This window comes from Xylanibacter ruminicola, assembly GCF_900142525.1.
GTDB lineage: Bacteria > Bacteroidota > Bacteroidia > Bacteroidales > Bacteroidaceae > Prevotella > Prevotella ruminicola_A.
The window spans coordinates 64,891-82,800 of sequence record NZ_FRBD01000021.1 but is presented as its reverse complement, the minus strand read 5'-3'; the positions used below and the strand labels follow the sequence as shown (position 1 = coordinate 82,800).

Below are 17,910 nucleotides of genomic sequence, written 5' to 3'. Positions count from 1 at the left end.
CGGCAAAGTTACTCCTTTTTTCGCAAATGGCAAAATTTTAGGCTTTTTATTTTGTATTGTTCTCACTTATTCGTACCTTTGGCGCCAGGATGAAGAAGTGTTGCCTCATATCGCTGATGCTCTGCTGGATGCTTTCGCTTTCAGCTCAATTCTTGCATCAGGGCGATACCATCGCTATCATCTCGCCCTCGAGCGCTACTGATACCACAACCATCAATGGTGGCATCCGTACGCTCCAGAAGTGGGGCTATCATTGCATAATAGCCCCAAACGCACTCGCTGATTATCACGGTTTTGCCGGCACTATTGATGAAAGACTATCCGATTTGCTTTGGGCCTTGCACGAACCATCAGTCAAGGCCATCATGTGTTCGCGTGGAGGTGACGGAGCAGCCCATCTGCTGGCTCGTTTGTCGCTCGATACATTACGTCAACATCCTAAGATGATGATTGGCTTTAGCGATATAACGGCTCTGCTTTGCGCCCAAGCCAGAGCTGGAGTCAAAGGCATTCATGGCTCGATGTGTTATGCACTGAAGACATACGAAGGGAACGATACTGTGAGTCAAACTTTGCGACGCATGCTTCAAGGCGATTTGCCCACCTATCATGTAGCCCCCCACCCGCTAAACATCTGTGGTAAGGCTGAGGGTATCGTTGTAGGCGGCAACATGTCGGTATTCAACGATCTGGCAGGTTCTGATTTCGACCCTCTGATGCTTGATGACATCATCCTGTTTATTGAGGATACTGGCGAGGGTATGAGTAGGGTAGATCGTATGTTGCATAACATTGAGGTAAGAGACTTGCAGAGCCACATCCGAGCTATCATCGTGGGTCAGTTTAATAAATACAAGCACCCAGAGAATGGTTTCGACGATATGTATGCCATGCTTAACGAATATCTGCAGCATTGGCATATTCCCGTTTGCTACAACTTCCCAGTGGGGCATGCTCACCTTAAGAACTTCCCACTATTAGTAGGCAAAAACGCCACCTTGGAAGTTACTCAAGATGGCGTTGTGCTGCGTTACTAAAGTATTCTATACTTGTTCTAATTTCTTTGCTCTTATCATGCAGTAGACTCCGATGATGATGAAGGGAATACTGAGTATCTGGCCCATGTCCAAGGGTAGTGTGGCCTCGAAGGCTTCCTGAATCTCCTTGGTGTACTCGATGAAGAATCGGAAGGTGAAGATATAGGCCAAGCAGAAGCCAAAGTACCAACCTGTACCTATCTTCTCTGGCATCTTTTTGTGGAGATACCACATAATACCAAACAGAATAGCATAGGCAATAGCCTCGTAGAGCTGACCAGGATGGCGTGGCACCTTGTCGACATGCTCGAAAATAAATGCCCAGGGCACATCGGTAACCTTACCAATAATCTCTGAATTCATCAGGTTACCCAAGCGGATAAAGCAAGCTGTGGTACCTGTGGCGATAGCGATATTATCGAGAACCGTCCAGATGCTGAGCTTGGTCTTGCGAACATAGAGCCAAAGAGCTATCATCAAGCCGAGCGTACCTCCATGTGAGGCAAGTCCTGCATAGCCAATGAGCTTAAATCCTCCTTCTGGCAGGAATCGGATGGGCAGTATCATTTCTATCAAGCCTTTGCCTGAAGTCAGGAAGTAATCAGGCTCGTAGAAGATGCAATGCCCCAAACGGGCACCAATCAGGATGCCAAAGAAGCAGTAAAGGAAGAGAGGATCGAAATACTCGTCCTTAATCTTCTGCTCTTTATAGAGGCGCTTTACCACAAAGTAGGCTGTTGCAAGTCCAATAATCCACATCAGTCCGTACCAACGAACTGCAATAGGACCCAAGTGGAATGCCTCTAAATCCGGATTCCAGACAATATAATTCAGTAAGTCGATCATACGTTAAAGCGGAAATGCATGATGTCGCCGTCCTGAACAACGTATTCTTTTCCTTCTACAGCCAGCTTACCAGCCTCGCGGACAGCGGCCTCAGAGCCATACTGGATATAGTCGTCGTACTTAATCACCTCAGCACGGATAAAGCCCTTTTCAAAGTCGGTATGGATAACACCAGCACACTGAGGAGCCTTCCAGCCCTTCTTATAAGTCCAGGCCTTCACCTCCATCTCGCCAGCGGTGATAAAGGTTTCGAGGTTCAGCAGAGCGTAAGCCTTCTTGATCAGGCGGTTTACACCACTCTCCTCCAAGCCAAGCTCCTCAAGGAACATCTGCTTATCCTCGTAGCTCTCGAGCTCAGCGATATCCTCCTCAGTTTTAGCGGCAATAACCATGGTCTCAGCGCCCTCTTCCTTTGCCAGCTCCTCAACCTTCTTAGTGAAGTCGTTACCACTCTTAGCATCAGTCTCGCCTACGTTACATACATAAAGCACGGGCTTAGAGGTGAGCAGGAAGAGATTCTTGGCACAATCCTGCTCGTCCTTGCTCTCGAACTCTACGATACGGGCGTTCTTACCCTGCTCCAGCACCTCTTTATAGGCGTGCAGAACAGTTGCCTCTACCTTAGCGTCCTTATTTCCAGCTGCAGCAGCTTTTTCAGTCTTGGCCAAGCGACTCTCGATAGTCTCAAGGTCCTTCAGCTGAAGCTCTGTATCAATAATCTCCTTATCGCGGATGGGGTCGATAGTACCATCAACGTGGGTGATATTCTCATCTTCGAAACAACGGAGAACGTGGATAATAGCATCAGTTTCACGGATGTTTCCAAGGAACTTATTGCCAAGACCCTCACCCTTTGAGGCGCCTTTTACGAGTCCGGCGATATCCACAATCTCGCAGGTAGCAGGAACAATACGTCCTGGGTGAACCAGCTCTGCGAGTTTGGTTAGTCTTTCATCTGGTACGGTGATTACACCCACATTGGGTTCGATCGTACAAAAAGGGAAATTTGCTGCCTGAGCCTTTGCACTCGACAGACAATTAAACAAGGTAGACTTGCCCACATTTGGCAGTCCTACAATACCACATTTTAATGCCATTTTCTTCTATAAACGTTTATTTCGGGTGCAAAGGTACGATTAAGTGAGGAAAAAACCAAATTTATTTGAGTTTTTTCGAACGTTAGTACCTTCGAACGTGTTCAAAGGTACTGTAAATTAGGCAATTAACCAAATTTTTACCCATTTTTCATCTCTCCATCGGGGTAGCGCTTCAGACTTTCAATCATCTCATCAATCTTAGCCAGCTCACGAGGGATGTGTATGCTCTGCGGACAATGGGGCTCGCACTGGCCACACTGGATGCAATGATCAGGTTGGCGATCACGTGCCACTACCCTATCCAAAGAGATGAGATACTGGCGACGATGCTTGCGATAATCTGAATCTCCAATACCCATTGGCAGCGAACCTTCGTTCTTACACTTATTGTAATGCACGAAGATGGCAGGAATATCAACGCCATAAGGACAAGGCATGCAGTACTTACAATCGTTGCAAGGGATGTTTTCGAGGCCCACAATCTTCTGGGCTATCTCCTTGTCGAGGTAGCGCATCTCCTCTTCTGTCAATGGCTTGAGCGGACAATATGAGAGCAGATTATCCTTCAGGTGCTCCATATAAGTCATGCCAGAGAGTACTGTAAGCACGCCCTCGGGTGTTCCAGCATAGCGGAAGGCCCACGAAGCAACAGAGCGCTCTGGGTCGTGACTCTTCAACTCCGTCATCAGATACTGAGGTAGATTTGCTAATCGACCGCCCAACAGTGGCTCCATAATCACAGCAGGAATGCCTTTCTTCTGTAGTTCAGCATACAGATAGCTGGCATCTACATTGCTCTTGCTAATCTCGTTGGCGTAATCCCAGTCGAGATAGTTAAGCTCTATCTGCACAAAGTCCCAATGGTATTTTTCGTCCAAGGCCAACACCTCATCGAACACTTCCTGTTTGCCATGGAATGAAAAACCAAGGTTACGAATACGACCAGCCTCACGCTCCTTAAGCAGATAGTCCATGATGCCATTATCAACATAACGACCATTAAACTCTTCCATGCTGCCACCAACAGCGTGCAGCAGGTAGTAATCGATATAGCTTACCTGTAGCTCCTTCATAGAGTTCTGGTACATCTCCTTCGACTTCTCGAAAGTCCAGTAGTCGTGGTTGAAATTAGAGAGTTTAGTGGCAACAAAGTACTCGCTACGCTTGTGGCGGCTTAGGGCGATACCAGTGCAACGCTCTGACTTGCCTTGACAGTAAACAGGTGATGTGTCGATATAGTTCAATCCATGTTCCAAAGCATAGTCAATCTGCTTGTTGATCATGTCCTGATCGAACTCATCGCTGTTATCTACCTTAGTTGGTAGGCGCATCATGCCATAGCCAAGAATAGAAACCTTGTCCTTGGTTTTGGGATTAACGCGATAGGTCATCTGGCCTACGGGAGGCTCAACCTGGTTCTTATATTCTTCTTTTGCCTGACTACCGGCTTTGTTGGCATCCTTACATCCTGCAAGGGTGGCTGCAGTAGCTACTGATCCTGCTCCAAAGAGCTTCAGGAACGAACGGCGTGATATATTCTTCTTCATAAATCGTCAAATTGTAAATTGTCAAATCGTCAAATCTTGCGGTGTACTTCGTGACCCTCAACATAGATGGCTGAGAATGGGCGAGACGGACAAACATATTCGCAAGCGCCACAGCCAATACAAGCAGCCTCGTTGATAGCAGGAACCATGGGTGATTCCTCATTGCTCTCATCGAGTGGAACCATCTCGATAGCGCCAGAAGGACAATGGCGGGCACAGTTGCCACACTCTACCCCATCAGTAATAGGTACACAGTTCTTCTTAATCCATACGGCATGACCTATCTGGATAGAGGTCTTCTCATCCTTATCAACGGGTTTGATAGCACCAGCAGGACAAACCTGAGAGCATCTGTTACACTCTGGGCGACAATAGCCATGTTCGTAAGACATGGTGGGCTGCATAAGGTGCATCAAATCGCTACTTGGGCGAAGCACCTGATTGGGGCACTCTGATACACAGAGCTGACAGCCTGTACAACGAGTAGAAAGGTTCTGGAACGACAGCGAACCAGGAGGGGTTAAAGGCGTCTGGCGCTCAGGGGCAACCTTATCCTCAAGTTCCGCCAAGCCGCCATCCATCAGCTTCTCTTTCTTTTGAGCTAAAGCTGCTGTAGATACCAAGGCTGATGCCAAGAGGAATGAGCGCTTAGAAGTATCTATAGGGCTAGAGCTAGAAGAACTAGTATTTCTAGATGGTCTAGAATAGTGCAAAGCACCAAACTTACAGCTATCAATGCAATTACCACAAACTACACAACGACTATAATCGACGGTATGGGTCTTGAAATCGATACAGGCAGCCTTACAGTTCTTAGAACAAAGCGAGCAGTTCTTGCACTTGTCAGTATCGAAATGGATTTTAAACCAAGAAAAACGAGCAAAGAAACTCAGGATGGTTCCTACTGGACAGATGGTGTTACAATAGGTACGACCACCTCGCCAAGCTAATATCACCAGAACCACTAACGTGATGGCTGCTATGATGAATACTGGCAATGAGCGCATCCATGTATCAACAGTATAGAATGCATAGCTATCAGCACGCTCAGCTAATACGGCAAGTAGGTTGTTCCCCATCTTCCACAGAGGTTGGAACAGCATGGTGGCTATGCGTCCGTAGCTGCTGTAAGGAGCCAGCAATTGAAACAGCGAACCAATGCCTGCAACACCAGCTATGATGAATACAACCAGCATGGGGTATCGCAGCCAGCGTACCTCTTTAGAATAGGAGTACTTATTCTTCTTTCTGCGCAATCTGGCCAAAATATCCTGGAAAACGCCAAGTGGACAGATAACGGAGCAGTAGATACGGCCAAAGATGAGTGTTAACAACACGAGTGCTATGACTACTACCAGATTAAGAGCCATAACAGCTGGTAGGAACTGAATCTTCGCCATCCATGATAGCCAATGGTGAAGCGTCCCAGTAAAGTCTAGGAATAGCAGGGTAATCAATACAAAGAACACCGCTGCAAGAATAGTTCTAATTTTGCGAAGCATAAGCCAATTATTATATAAGTATTTGTTCTATTTAGTTATTCGTACTATCAGGATGCTAAACTCGTAGAGCAACCAGATGGGAAGAGCCACCACAAAGAGTGTAAAGGCATCAGTCGTGGGGGTGATGATGGCAGAGATTATGAGTATCGCTACCAAAGCGTGCTTGCGCCAAGTAAGCATCATACCTGCATTGATAAGTCCCATTTTACCAAGTAGCCAACAGATGACTGGCAGTTCGAACACAATGCCCATGACCAGACTCATCATGATGAGTGTATCCATATACGACTGGAGGGTGAGCATGTTGGCTACATCTTGGCTTACCTGATAGGTTCCTAAGAACTTGACTGTAAGTGGGAAAATCAAAAAGTAGTTGAGTAGCGTGCCCAACATGAACATCAGATAACCACTCGATACCAATGCTGTGGCGTATTTTCTTTCGTTGTCATAGAGCGCTGGTGAGACAAAACGGAAGAGTTGGTAAATGATATAAGGCGATATCACGACTATGCCCGCATAGAGGGCTGTCTTCATGTGGATCATGAACTGTTCCGTTAGTCCGGTATTCATCAGATGGATAGAGAATGGCTCTACGCCCATTAGACGGAAAGAGATGAAATCGCTACTGCGAGGCGCAAGTACAATGGCAAACAACTCGTCCTTCAGGAAGAAAGCCACTAACGCTGCCAGAACTGAAATGACGATGATGCGGATGATGACAGAACGGAGTTCGTCGAGATGATCCCAAAACGTAAGGTTGGGCGTATCACTCATCTTTCTTCTCGTCCTTTTTTACCTCTTCTTTCAGGTCTGTAACCTCGTTCATTCCGTCCTTGAAACTCTTGACGCCTTTGCCAAGCCCCTTCATCAGTTCAGGAATCTTCTTACCACCAAAGAGCAGCAGAATAATCAGTGCTATAACCAGTATTTCCTGGAATCCTAATCCAAACATGTATTCTTGTTTTTTAGTTTATTTGTGCAAATATACAACTTTTATGTGAATCAGCAATCATTCGCTATGATTTATTAACAAATCAGTACGCAACATAAGGCGTGAGGCGCTTGATGACCTCTGGCGAGAAGTCTTTTATCAGGCGAAGATCGTTAAGCGAATGGATGTCTCCATGCACTCTGCGATAGTCAGTAATAGCCTTGGCCTGATAGAAGTTGATATAGGGATGACGCTTGAGTTCGTTTAGCGTGAGTTTGTTCACGTTTAGCTTCTTGGGTGAAGGATTTGATATCACTAAATATTTCTTCGCTTCTGTAGGAAAGTCATCTATCTCATCGAGTTGGTTTACACTTACATATCCCCCTAACCTATTTCCATATTGAACGATTTTACGAGCATAGTAAGGACCAATGCCAGGGATGGTAACTAGCGATGTAGTATCAGCAGTATTAAGTACAATATGGTCTGTTGCCTTTATCTTGACGGGGTGCTGATAAGTGGTTGAGTCTTTGTTCTCTTTTCGAGAATAACCTTCTTTCTCCTTAACTAATGTTGATGCTGGCAGATAATCGCTGGATATACGGATATATGGCTCCAGTTCGCGATATTGCTTGACTGTGAGTCCATAGAGCTTTGCAAAATCCAGAGGCTTGCGATAGATCCCTCCTGCAGCCCTGTATTTGTAGATGTTCCTGACTTGCCAGGGTTGTAGACCTAGACGCAGCAGTTGGGTGCTATCAGCTGTATTTGGGTCGAAAGTAAAGCGTTCTACTTTCTTAGGCGTGTAGCTTGAGTAATTATAGCTTTTGCTGGTTCGCGATTTGATGCTATCTTTTTGTTGCGTGGTGGTCTCAGTGCTATCTCTTCCTGTCAGGAATATCATTGTGAACACAGATACTATTACAACTAGTAAGGTGAGTATAACTTTGCGGTCGGACTTTTGAAGATAGAAGAATTCGCGAATCATATTAAATTAAACTGATGCAGGAATATTAAAAGGATACAGAGAGGTACAATGAACTTGACAGAGAACAGATAAGCCTTAAAAAAAGTAGCTTTAAGCGCACCATTATTTGTAAATTCATTGATAAGTAATCGTTGCTCAACAAACCATCCAAGTAGGATGCTGGTAAAGAATGCCCCAGCAGGTAGCATAATCTGTGCTGTCAAGAAGTCGCAGAAGTCCATGAGTGGCATACCAAACAACTGCAGGTTGCTATAAGCGCCTACTGATAACGAGCAGAAGATGGTGATAGTGGCACAGACAATGGTAAGAATCCATGCCGCTTTGCTACGAGCCCAATGTAGTTCCTCGTGGAAGAATGCTGTACCAATCTCGTGCATAGAGATGGTTGATGTAAGTGCTGCAAACACCAACAAGGCATAGAACAATATGGAGATGATAAATCCTACTATAGGCATGCTCTCAAAAGCCTGACGGAATACATTTGGCAATGTGATAAAGATGAGCGATGGGCCGCTATCTGGCTGTACGCCCACAGAGAATGCTGCAGGGAATATCATCAATCCTGCCATGATGGCAATACCAGAGTCTAATAAGGCAATCTGTGTGGCTGATTTTAATAAGTTGGTTTCTTTCTTGAAGTACGATGCATAGGTACAGAGGCATGCTGTGCCAAGGCTTAATGAGAAGAAGGCTTGTCCAAGCGCCTCAAGGAATACGCTACCACTAACCTTTGAGAAATCGGGCTTCAGCAAGAAGTCAATACCCTTCCCTGCCCCAGGCAGCAGGCAAGAAGCAATAACCAGGATAATCAGAATAATCATTAGTAGCGGCATCAACAGCTTAGAAGCTCGTTCAATACCTTTCTCTACACCTTGAGCCACCACAAAATGGGTGATAACAACAAAGCCTACGCCCCATAGACAAGGGCGAATAGGATCGCTGGAGAAACTCTTGAAGTATTCTACGATATAAGTGGTGTCGCCATTCAGATGTCCTGCTATCGATGCATAGAGATACTGCAAGCACCAGCCTGCTACTACAGCATAGAATCCTAAGATGATAGTCGAGGTTAGTATACCAAGATATCCTATCAGTCTGCCATTTTTATATCCTAAGTTGCCATATGCTCGGGCTGCATTAGATTGTGAATGTCGACCAACAATAAACTCGCTGATCATGCCTGGTATGCCCAACAGGAATACGCAACCAAGATAAATCAGAATAAAGGCGGCTCCTCCATTCTGACCAGTCATAAATGGAAAGCGCCAGATGTTTCCTAGTCCTACAGCAGAACCTGCTGTTGTCAGCACGATGGCCAGTTTACTTCCAAATGTACCTCTTTTTTCCATTTAGATTAGTCCGAATTGGTGAAGGAAAATAAACAGGATACAGATAGGACACACGTACTTTACAAGGAAAATGTAAAAGTGAAACAATCGGCCGTTTCGTAATGTGCCCATATTGGTAAACTCATCGCGAACAATCTTATGTGGCACAAACCATCCGATAAAGATACAGGTCAGGAATCCCACTATTGGCAGGAACAACTGGCCAGTAACAAAGTCGAACAGATCGAAGATGTTCATACCAAACAAATGGAAACCATTCCAAGCTCCAAGCGACAGCGAGCATACAATACCTATTGTCATACAACCTATGGTTACCATAACTGCTGCACGTTTACGAGTGGTTCCTAATTCTTCCTCAAGGAATGCAGTACTTACCTCATGCAGTGACATCAGCGATGTAAGAGCAGCCATAGAGAGCAATGCATAAAAGAGAAGAGATATAGCGTAACCCAGGCTGGCTATACTACCAAAAGCCTGATGGAATACATTGGGTAATGTGATGAATATCAGCGATGGACCACTATCAGGATTAACGCCCACAGAGAAGGCTGCAGGGAAGATGATAAGGCCTGCCAGAAGCGCTACCATAAAGTCGATAACGCTGATATTTAAAGCAGACGATGTGAGGTTGGTTTGCTTTGAGAAATAGCTGGCATAGGTACAGATGCATCCCATAGCGATACTCAAAGAGTAGAATGATTGTCCAAGTGCAGCCAGAAACACATCGCCATTCAACTTCGACAGGTCTGGCTTAAACAAGAACTCGATGCCTTTATGAGCATTTGGCAGCATACATGATGCAACAACGATAATAAGCAAAAGAATAAACAAGATGGGCATCATGAGTTTTGATGCTTTCTCAATGCCATTGCGTACGCCATTCTCAATAATAAGGTATGTGGCCAGTAGGATGATGAGTGTCCAGAAAACAGGCTTGACAGGATCTTGCGAGAAGGTGGCGAAATAGTCTTTGATGTATTCTGGATTGCCAAGGAGTTTGCCAGATACAGACGCCCATAAATATTCCAGACACCATCCGGATACCACGGCATAATAGCCAGAAATCAAGAATCCTGTAAGCACTCCCATGTAGCCAATCAGCGACCAAATGGTATCGCCAGACATAATGCGGAAAGCTCGAGCTGTGTTAGCCTGACCATGTCGACCAATGATAAACTCACTAATCATACATGGAATACCAAGCAACAAGACACAGAATATATAGATAACGATGAAAATAGCTCCACCGTTCTGTCCCGTCATATAAGGGAAACGCCATATATTGCCTAAGCCTACGGCGGAACCTGCTGTGGCTAGAATAACGCCTAATTTACTACCGAAACTTGCCCTTTCAAGTTTTGTCATATCAACATTTCTTTAAATTTGGTTGCAAAAGTATAAATTATTTCTTAATTTTGCACCAAAATTGCAAGCAAATATGAGTTTTTTGTATCATTTCATAAGAAAATATCCATTCTCGATGATCTGTATCACGCTGATATGGATACTTTCGCTGATTCCCTACTTTCCTGAAACACCTTTGGATGATGTAGAGTTTGTTGATAAGTGGGTACATATATTGATGTACGGATGTACATTCCTTGTGTTATGGATAGAATACACCTGCAAACATAGACAGGCTGATTACGAGAAACTGTTCTTTTGGGCCTGGCTGGCTCCAATCTTTATGAGTGGAGTCATAGAGTTGATTCAGGAATATTGTACTTGGGGGCAACGTAGTGGTGATTGGCTTGATCTGGCAGCCAATGCTACAGGAGTTACCCTTGCTGCTGTTCTTGGGTTGTTGATTTGGTGTTTCCGTTCCAAGAAGTAAAAGGATTCTTCAGTAGACACGAATTGTAGTATCTTCTATCGCCTGTTACTTCTTCGCCAATAAAGTCTGGTTTTTCAAAGGGCTCATTTTCTGATACAAGTTCAACCTCAGCCATAATCAGTCCTTCGTTCTCGCCATAGAACTCATCGACCTCAAAGGTGTGTTTGCCACAAGGAACCAGATAGCGTGTCTTGTCTATCTTTCCTGGCTCGCAGATATCCATCAGGTGTTGGGCTTCGTCAAGCGAAATCTCTTTCTCAAATTCATAGCGTGCAAGGCCTCCTATATCCGAGGGGCCTTTAATTGTAAGATATCCGCGGCCATCACGGATACGTACCCTAACGGTACGTCCGCGATTGCTGCAGATATAACCTTGACATATACGACTACTGCTAGTGGCAAGTCGTTTATAGTCGTTGTTTCGGACTAGGAACTTACGTTCTATCTCAAGTCCACTCATTAAGAAACTACAAAGATAGAATAAACTACAAAGAGTACTGCCAGAATAATCAATGCACCAAAGATATACTCCAGCACTTTCTTTCCTCCTTCTTCCTGTTTCTTCTGAAAAGCCTCCTTCTTCTGAGTAGACTTAGATGATTTTGCAATTTGAGCCATAGTTTTAATGATTTTATTTGTTATTCGTTTATTGTTTATTGTTCTTCGTCGTTAACTGGGAACTCCATCAGATAAGCCTTGATAAAGTCGTCAATCTTTCCATCCATCACGCCATCAACGTCTGTGGTCTGATAGTTGGTACGATGGTCTTTTACACGACGATCGTCGAAAACATAGCTTCGAATCTGACTACCCCACTCTATCTTCTTCTTACCAGCCTCAATCTTAGCCTGAGCCTCTAAGCGCTTTTTCATGGCGCGATCGTAGAGTTGTGACTTAAGCAGCGTTATAGCACGCTCCTTATTTTTTGGCTGGTCGCGAGTCTCCGTATTCTCGATGAGGATTTCTTCCTCCTCGCCAGTATCTGGATCAGTATACCAATAGCGCAGACGTACGCCAGACTCAACCTTGTTTACGTTCTGACCACCAGCACCACTGCTTCGGAAAGTATCCCAAGAGAGCTTGGCTGGGTCGACATATACCTCGATGGTATCATCAACCAATGGCGATACGAAGACAGAAGCAAAAGACGTCATACGCTTACCTTGGGCGTTGAAAGGTGATACGCGAACCAGGCGGTGAACACCGTTCTCGCTCTTCAGATAGCCGTAAGCATAGTCGCCACCCTCAAGCTGCATAGTGACACTCTTAATACCAGCATCATCGCCTTCAAGGATGTTTGAGATGGTTACCTTGTAGCCATGAGCCTCGGCCCAGCGCATATACATTCGCATCAGCATAGAAGCCCAATCCTGTGCCTCAGTACCACCAGCACCAGAGTTAATCTTCAGAACGGCCTCCATGGGGTCTTCCTTCTGGCGAAGCATATTCTTCAACTCAAGGTCTTCGATAGCCTTGATGGCTTTGGCATAGGTCTCGTCAACCTCCTCCTCAGTTACCATCTCGTCTTTAAAGAAGTCGAATGCCAGTTGTAGCTCGTCGGCCAGAGTACGAACCTCCTTATAGCCATCAAGCCACTTCTTAATGCCCTTCACCTTTTTCATCTGCTCTTCGGCACGCTTACGGTCCTCCCAGAAGTCAGGAGCCTGCGTACGAAGATCTTCTTCCTCGTATTCTATCTTCTTCTTGTCAATCTCCAAGTAGCGGTGAAGTGCATCCGCTCTTTCTAAAACATCTTTCAGTTGATCCTGAGTAATCATATCTTATTCTGCGTACATCGCGTCTATTTCTTTCTTGTAGTTCTCGTTCAGTACGCGACGCTTTATTTTTAATGTATTTGTAAGTTCTCCCTTCTCCATTGTGAAATGGTGAGGAAGCAGAGTGAATCGCTTAATCTGCTCATAATGAGCCAGTTGCTGCTGCAGCGTGTCGATGCGCTCCTTCATCATCTGGTTAATCTGTGGATTCTTGCAAAGCTGCTCTCTGTTTTCGAATGGAATCTTATTTTCGCGAGCATACTCCTCAAGCAGAGAATAAACAGGGATGATAAGTGCTGACACAAACTTACGCTGATCGGCTATGATGGCAATCTGGTCGATATACTTGTCAACCAGCAGTTTTGATTCAATCATCTGTGGAGCGATATACTTACCGTTGGATGTCTTGAACAAGTCCTTGATACGCTCCTTCAAGAACAGCTCACCGCCTTTCAGATAGCCTGAGTCGCCAGTCTTGAAATAACCATCGTCAGTAAATGCAGCTTTTGTAAGGTCCTCACGATTATAATAACCCTTAGTGATAGTTGGGCCTTTCAGCAATACCTCACCCTCTTCGCTGATCTTGATGTCGATACCCTCGATGGGGATACCTACTCCACCAACGGTATAAGGCTTACCAAGATGGTTACAGCTAACTGTGGCAAGGCTCTCAGTAAGGCCATAGCCCACAATCATATTGAGACCTATAGAGTGTACAAACTCCTCGACCTTAGGATTAACGGTAGCACCAGCTGTTGGGAAGAAGTGGGCATTCTCCAATCCAAGCTCTTTGCGAACCAAAGAGAATACAGTCTTGTTCAGCAACTCGTACTCCAGATGCAGAGGCAATGGTGGACGCTTGCCCTTCGACAGATAGTCGATGTTATGCTTCTTGCCTACCTTGAGAGCATGCATAAAGAACTTGCGCTTGGGTGCGCTGGCTTTCTCTATCTGCTCCATAACTCCCATATACACCTTCTCCCAGAAACGTGGAACTGAGCTCATACAGGTAGGATGAGTCTCGCGCATTGACTGCTGAACCTCCATGGGATATGTGTTCACAATCAGTTTGGCACCCTCAGTCAAGCATAGAATCTTCCAACCCTTCTCAAAGATATGGGTGAATGGCAGGAAGTTAAGCACTCTGTCGTTCTCGCCTACTGGTACACACTTATCATTGGCTACCATTGCGGCATGATACTGTCCGCAGGTAAGTATTACACCCTTTGAATCGCCAGTAGTACCGCTGGTGTACAGGATGTTGGCAATATCGTCCATAGAAGCCTGAGCCTGAAGCGACTCAACTTCTGTCTGACGTGGATAATTGTCACCCAACTTCAAGAAATCGTCGAAATACATCGAGCTGAGGTCGAGCGATGAAATATGTACATTCTTGTCGAAAACGATGATACGCTCGAGTGTAGGGCATGTTGAGAAAATCCGACGTGCCTTGTCGTATTGATCCTGTTCGCCTACAAAGAGATAACGTATTTTTGCATCGCTAATCATAAACTGGATCTGCTGTTCTGAGCTTGTGGCATAGAATGGGATGGTTACTGCACGAACTCCCCATGCACCAAAGTCGCAGAACAGGTACTGAACAGAGTTCTGAGCGAATATACCCAGATTCTCCTGTACCTTTACACCCAGATTTAATAAGGCATTAGATACTTTCTTGACCATATCCGAGAACTGATTCCACGAATATGATTTCCATTCAGACCCTCCGAAGTCCTTGTAGATCAACGCCTCTCGATTACCGTACTTCTTGGCCTGGTCATGAATTAATCGCGATAAATGACTGTTCGTCTGCATAAGCATTTGAATTTATAAATTCGCTGCAAAAGTACGTAAAATACCGCAGATAGCCAAATTAAATGGCGAAAAACCGCTCAAATAGCGCGATTATCTATCATCTGTTTCCATTTTCTATAGCCAAAAACGGCTATAACGACGTATAAAGCGTAAAGTCCGCCCTTAAATGGAATGTCTTTGTAGAAGTAAAGTCCGCATGTCACAACGTCAACAATAATCCATATGAACCACTGTTCCAGATACTTATGAGCCAGAGCCCAGATGCCTACGATACTAAGTGCTGTGGTAAAGCTGTCGATAAGCGGCACATTGCTATTAGTGAATGTTACTAATAGCCAATAAATAACTCCCCATACGGATAGGATAATAGCGCACCAGGGGATGATAAGTTTGCGTGGGAATCTTGTGATGGGTAAGGCTTTCTTGTTGGCTGCTCCCCTCACCCACTTCCAATAACCATAGATGGTCATTGAAAGGTAATAGAACTCCATACCGCAATCGGCATAGAGTCCTTTCTGGTAATATAGCACAATGCCGAGTGCCTGCATCAGGAAGCCTACGGCCCAAAGCCATGCACTGGCACGATACTCGAACCAGATGTAAAGTAGTCCGAGTATCGTGGTGGTGATATCTAACCAGTGTGCTATGATAAATTCTGTCATTTCCTAGAATCTGAGTGTTAAGTTACCCATCATGGTGAAGCCAGCCATTGGGATGAAACCAATCTGATAGTAGCGATTGTCGTTATCATGGCCACCGCTGGCGTAAATTGCAGAATAAACCCATCCGTTGGCAGCATAGTGCTTGTTAAAGATGTTGTTGAAGTTCAGACCGAAGATTGCCTCCTTGATGGCCTTCTTGGGCTTGAGGGTATAGCTGACTGAAGCGTTAGAAACGCAGTAGCTAGGCAAAGAGCGATCTTGATTCTCTGTGTTGTCGAGATACTGGCGAGATACAAAGTTGGTGTGCCAGATGGCCTGAATACCCTTGTAGTGCAGGTTTACAAAACCATTCAGAATGGTTGATGGACTGAAGGCCAAGGTTGAGTTGTCGTAATGAATGGTTGTTGAACCATTATCCCAATCTTCCACTACCTCGTCAAAGTCCTTAATCTTATTCTTGCTCAGAGCTGCATTTCCCTCGAAAGTGAGCCAAGAGAAAGGATCAACGGCTGCCTGAAGTTCGATACCCATGCGATAACTGTCTTTTACGTTTGTAGTTAGTTTCTCGCCAATATCGCTCAAGAGTCCAGTCTGTACAAACTGATCTGTGTAATCCATATAATATCCGTTGATACCAAAACGGAAGATGTCGCTATTAAAGGTATATCCCAACTCATAGTCTATCAACTTCTCTGCTTTGGGGAAAGGATAAGAACCATTATCAGTAAAGTTATTACGCTCTGGCTCACGATGGCTGAGTGCTACTGAACCGTAAGCACGATGACCACCCAGAGTCCAAGAGAAACCTGCTTTTGGATTCAGGAAACGGTATTTCTCGTCGATGTTGAGTTTCTGATTGTAGTAACCACTTGTTTCCTCGTAGAACTTATCGTTCTTTCCGCATGTCTCGTACTGAACATAGCGGTATTGCAGGTCGCCAAACACATCCCACTGCTCGTTAATATGGTAAGCAGCCTTGATGAAGGCGTTACCATCAAACTTGGTGGCATCAGAGTCGTAGTATTTGTAATTTCTATAACTCATGTATCTCTTACGAACATCTTCATTTGCGATGTAAGTAAGATATCCAAAGTGGTTGCCATCAAACTCCTGAAGTGAAAAACCTCCGATAACGTCCCAAAGCTCATCTTTATAATTGGCGTTCCAGATGAAACCGTAGGTGTTCTGCGAGAGACCTTTTTGGCGCACAAAGTCGGTCTTTTTTACGCCATTGTAACTAAGTCCGAATTTCTTCAACTTATTGTTGGGGCGGAACTCACTATAGTAGCCATAACCATAAGTGTAGTGCAGCGATGCTGAGGTGCTCCAATGCTCGTTAATATCGTAAACCGCTGAGAGGATGTTGTGGTTCTGCCAGAAGTTATCTGTTGTCTTGTCCCAATAGCTTCCGTCGTCCATCTGATAGCGAGCAGTTACGTAATTGCCATTAGCATCTTTAGCAAAGTTTCCATTGGCATCGTAAGTAAGATACTCATAGAGCGAGTTAAACTTGCCCAGACCAACGTTCCACATGTCTTCGTAGGTCTTAATGCCTGTGTTGATGCCATAGGTGCCATCCATTAGGCTCATGTCGTTGTCACCTGCAGTAACACCGTTCCAAGCCTGACCGGTTTTTTCAAAGTTTCCGATGTTCTTGTAGTGAATCTGGAAGTTACGGTCAATCCAGGTCAGCCCACCATAGTAAGAGCCACTGCGGCCACTGGTTCCGTGGATAAATCCATCAGTATTTGTCTCATGATAAGCACCATCAAAAATCAGATGTTTCCACAGTAAACCTGTTGAGAACTTTCCTCCTATATTAAATGTGTTGAATGAGCCGTAAGATGCAGATATCTCTCCCCCAGCCTTCAAGCTTGGTATGGCTGATGAAAGGGCTACTGTGCCACCAAAAGCGCCATCGCCATTAGTAGATGTTCCAACACCACGCTGAATCTGTACTGAGCCCAGCAGCGAACCATACGAGTTCATATTGGCCCAGAACACGCATTGGTCTTCTGGCGAGTTAAGGGGCACACCATCGAGGGTTACGTTGATACGTGAATCGCCAGCACCGCGAATACGCATATAGGTGGTACCTGTTCCAAGTCCGTTTTCGCTCCAAGCTACCACGCCTGGAGTCTGCGAGAAGAGGAATGGCAACTCCTTACCAGTTTTTGAAAATGCATTCAGTTCTTGTTTCTTGATGTTGGCTACTGCAAATGGCGCATTCTTCTGTGCTCGTACGCCTTTAACCACAATTTCCTGTAGCGCTTCTACCTGTGTAGAATCGTAGAGTGCTGCTTTTCGCTGTGCGTTCATACTAACTGCACACGCCAATGCAGCGGTTCCTAAAACAAATCTTTTCATTTCTAAGATAACCTTTAATTATTATATAAGTAAAGGGGAATGTTTTTATTGATAAAGCCTGCTATCCATCCCTACGCTGGCATAATCCAGATCAGGTTAGAGGGTATCATCTCAGCCCACACTCGTGGACACCCCTTGATAATTCGGCTGCAAAGGTAAG

At 45.1% G+C, this 17,910-nt stretch carries 17 protein-coding genes and 1 riboswitch; of the genes, 2 read left to right on the top strand and 15 right to left on the bottom strand.

The window, feature by feature from the left end:
- Positions 1–89: 89 nt before the first annotated feature.
- Positions 90–1,037, top strand: coding sequence for an LD-carboxypeptidase (locus BUB86_RS13660; protein ID WP_073210465.1), 948 nt, complete (start codon positions 90–92; stop codon positions 1,035–1,037).
- A gap of 6 nt (positions 1,038–1,043) precedes the next feature.
- Here BUB86_RS13660 and lgt read toward each other — a convergent pair whose 3' ends face one another.
- The 9 genes from lgt to BUB86_RS13615 form a co-directional block, all read right to left on the bottom strand.
- Positions 1,044–1,883 carry a prolipoprotein diacylglyceryl transferase gene (gene lgt, locus BUB86_RS13655; protein ID WP_073210463.1) on the bottom strand — a complete coding sequence of 280 codons (840 nt, stop codon included), beginning with the start codon at positions 1,881–1,883 and terminating at the stop codon, positions 1,044–1,046.
- Complete coding sequence (gene ychF, locus BUB86_RS13650; RefSeq protein ID WP_073210461.1) at positions 1,880–2,980, bottom strand: redox-regulated ATPase YchF; 1,101 nt, start codon at positions 2,978–2,980, stop codon at positions 1,880–1,882. Before ychF ends, lgt begins: the two co-directional genes overlap by 4 nt.
- 137 nt (positions 2,981–3,117) lie before the next feature.
- Positions 3,118–4,527 carry an aldo/keto reductase gene (locus BUB86_RS13645; RefSeq protein WP_073210460.1) on the bottom strand — a complete coding sequence of 470 codons (1,410 nt, stop codon included), beginning with the start codon at positions 4,525–4,527 and terminating at the stop codon, positions 3,118–3,120.
- A gap of 29 nt (positions 4,528–4,556) precedes the next feature.
- Positions 4,557–6,029 (bottom strand): 4Fe-4S binding protein, encoded by a 1,473-nt coding sequence (locus BUB86_RS13640; protein ID WP_073210458.1) that lies wholly within the window; start codon positions 6,027–6,029, stop codon positions 4,557–4,559.
- A 27-nt stretch (positions 6,030–6,056) separates the two neighbouring features.
- Positions 6,057–6,803 carry a twin-arginine translocase subunit TatC gene (gene tatC, locus BUB86_RS13635; protein WP_073210456.1) on the bottom strand — a complete coding sequence of 249 codons (747 nt, stop codon included), beginning with the start codon at positions 6,801–6,803 and terminating at the stop codon, positions 6,057–6,059.
- Positions 6,796–6,981 carry a twin-arginine translocase TatA/TatE family subunit gene (locus BUB86_RS13630; RefSeq protein WP_073210454.1) on the bottom strand — a complete coding sequence of 62 codons (186 nt, stop codon included), beginning with the start codon at positions 6,979–6,981 and terminating at the stop codon, positions 6,796–6,798. The genes tatC and BUB86_RS13630 overlap by 8 nt, the downstream gene beginning before the upstream one ends.
- Before the next feature lie 82 nt (positions 6,982–7,063).
- A complete protein-coding gene (locus BUB86_RS13625; RefSeq protein WP_073210452.1) occupies positions 7,064–7,948 on the bottom strand; it encodes a helix-hairpin-helix domain-containing protein in 885 nt (294 codons plus the stop codon).
- A complete protein-coding gene (locus BUB86_RS13620; RefSeq protein WP_073210451.1) occupies positions 7,945–9,297 on the bottom strand; it encodes a sodium-dependent transporter in 1,353 nt (450 codons plus the stop codon). Before BUB86_RS13620 ends, BUB86_RS13625 begins: the two co-directional genes overlap by 4 nt.
- Positions 9,298–10,662 (bottom strand): sodium-dependent transporter, encoded by a 1,365-nt coding sequence (locus BUB86_RS13615; protein WP_073210449.1) that lies wholly within the window; start codon positions 10,660–10,662, stop codon positions 9,298–9,300.
- Between the two features lie 73 nt (positions 10,663–10,735).
- Between BUB86_RS13615 and BUB86_RS13610 the strand changes: the two genes are divergently transcribed.
- Positions 10,736–11,131 carry a VanZ family protein gene (locus BUB86_RS13610; protein ID WP_073210447.1) on the top strand — a complete coding sequence of 132 codons (396 nt, stop codon included), beginning with the start codon at positions 10,736–10,738 and terminating at the stop codon, positions 11,129–11,131.
- Here BUB86_RS13610 and BUB86_RS13605 read toward each other — a convergent pair.
- The 6 genes from BUB86_RS13605 to BUB86_RS13585 form a co-directional block, all read right to left on the bottom strand.
- Positions 11,076–11,591, bottom strand: coding sequence for a CYTH domain-containing protein (locus BUB86_RS13605; protein ID WP_073210445.1), 516 nt, complete (start codon positions 11,589–11,591; stop codon positions 11,076–11,078). The genes BUB86_RS13610 and BUB86_RS13605 overlap by 56 nt on opposite strands.
- Complete coding sequence (locus BUB86_RS17720) at positions 11,591–11,749, bottom strand: hypothetical protein (RefSeq protein WP_175549509.1); 159 nt, start codon at positions 11,747–11,749, stop codon at positions 11,591–11,593. The genes BUB86_RS13605 and BUB86_RS17720 overlap by 1 nt, the downstream gene beginning before the upstream one ends.
- Before the next feature lie 35 nt (positions 11,750–11,784).
- Positions 11,785–12,909, bottom strand: a complete 1,125-nt coding sequence (prfB, locus tag BUB86_RS13600; RefSeq protein WP_073210443.1) for a peptide chain release factor 2 — start codon at positions 12,907–12,909, stop codon at positions 11,785–11,787.
- A 3-nt stretch (positions 12,910–12,912) separates the two neighbouring features.
- Positions 12,913–14,721: an AMP-dependent synthetase/ligase gene (locus tag BUB86_RS13595; protein ID WP_073210499.1), complete on the bottom strand. Its 1,809-nt coding sequence runs from the start codon at positions 14,719–14,721 to the stop codon at positions 12,913–12,915.
- 77 nt (positions 14,722–14,798) lie between these two features.
- Positions 14,799–15,383 carry a nicotinamide riboside transporter PnuC gene (gene pnuC / locus BUB86_RS13590; protein ID WP_073210441.1) on the bottom strand — a complete coding sequence of 195 codons (585 nt, stop codon included), beginning with the start codon at positions 15,381–15,383 and terminating at the stop codon, positions 14,799–14,801.
- 3 nt (positions 15,384–15,386) lie between these two features.
- The gene (locus BUB86_RS13585; protein ID WP_073210439.1) at positions 15,387–17,750 is read right to left on the bottom strand and encodes a TonB-dependent receptor; all 2,364 of its coding nucleotides are present in this window, start codon (positions 17,748–17,750) and stop codon (positions 15,387–15,389) included.
- A gap of 50 nt (positions 17,751–17,800) precedes the next feature.
- A riboswitch (TPP riboswitch) is annotated at positions 17,801–17,896 on the bottom strand.
- Positions 17,897–17,910 lie beyond the last annotated feature (14 nt).

Excerpts from the sequence above, each read along its gene's own strand:
- lgt (WP_073210463.1), bottom strand. The coding sequence starts at position 1,883 with ATGATCGACTTACTGAATTATATTGTCTGGAATCCGGATTTAGAGGCA.
- pnuC (WP_073210441.1), bottom strand. The coding sequence starts at position 15,383 with ATGACAGAATTTATCATAGCACACTGGTTAGATATCACCACCACGATA.
- BUB86_RS13640 (WP_073210458.1), bottom strand. The coding sequence starts at position 6,029 with ATGCTTCGCAAAATTAGAACTATTCTTGCAGCGGTGTTCTTTGTATTG.
- BUB86_RS13585 (WP_073210439.1), bottom strand. The coding sequence starts at position 17,750 with ATGAAAAGATTTGTTTTAGGAACCGCTGCATTGGCGTGTGCAGTTAGT.
- BUB86_RS17720 (WP_175549509.1), bottom strand. The coding sequence starts at position 11,749 with ATGGCTCAAATTGCAAAATCATCTAAGTCTACTCAGAAGAAGGAGGCT.
- tatC (WP_073210456.1), bottom strand. The coding sequence starts at position 6,803 with ATGAGTGATACGCCCAACCTTACGTTTTGGGATCATCTCGACGAACTC.
- BUB86_RS13605 (WP_073210445.1), bottom strand. The coding sequence starts at position 11,591 with ATGAGTGGACTTGAGATAGAACGTAAGTTCCTAGTCCGAAACAACGAC.
- BUB86_RS13595 (WP_073210499.1), bottom strand. The coding sequence starts at position 14,721 with ATGCAGACGAACAGTCATTTATCGCGATTAATTCATGACCAGGCCAAG.
- prfB (WP_073210443.1), bottom strand. The coding sequence starts at position 12,909 with ATGATTACTCAGGATCAACTGAAAGATGTTTTAGAAAGAGCGGATGCA.
- BUB86_RS13660 (WP_073210465.1), top strand. The coding sequence starts at position 90 with ATGAAGAAGTGTTGCCTCATATCGCTGATGCTCTGCTGGATGCTTTCG.
- BUB86_RS13645 (WP_073210460.1), bottom strand. The coding sequence starts at position 4,527 with ATGAAGAAGAATATATCACGCCGTTCGTTCCTGAAGCTCTTTGGAGCA.
- BUB86_RS13620 (WP_073210451.1), bottom strand. The coding sequence starts at position 9,297 with ATGGAAAAAAGAGGTACATTTGGAAGTAAACTGGCCATCGTGCTGACA.
- ychF (WP_073210461.1), bottom strand. The coding sequence starts at position 2,980 with ATGGCATTAAAATGTGGTATTGTAGGACTGCCAAATGTGGGCAAGTCT.
- BUB86_RS13630 (WP_073210454.1), bottom strand. The coding sequence starts at position 6,981 with ATGTTTGGATTAGGATTCCAGGAAATACTGGTTATAGCACTGATTATT.
- BUB86_RS13610 (WP_073210447.1), top strand. The coding sequence starts at position 10,736 with ATGAGTTTTTTGTATCATTTCATAAGAAAATATCCATTCTCGATGATC.
- BUB86_RS13625 (WP_073210452.1), bottom strand. The coding sequence starts at position 7,948 with ATGATTCGCGAATTCTTCTATCTTCAAAAGTCCGACCGCAAAGTTATA.
- BUB86_RS13615 (WP_073210449.1), bottom strand. The coding sequence starts at position 10,662 with ATGACAAAACTTGAAAGGGCAAGTTTCGGTAGTAAATTAGGCGTTATT.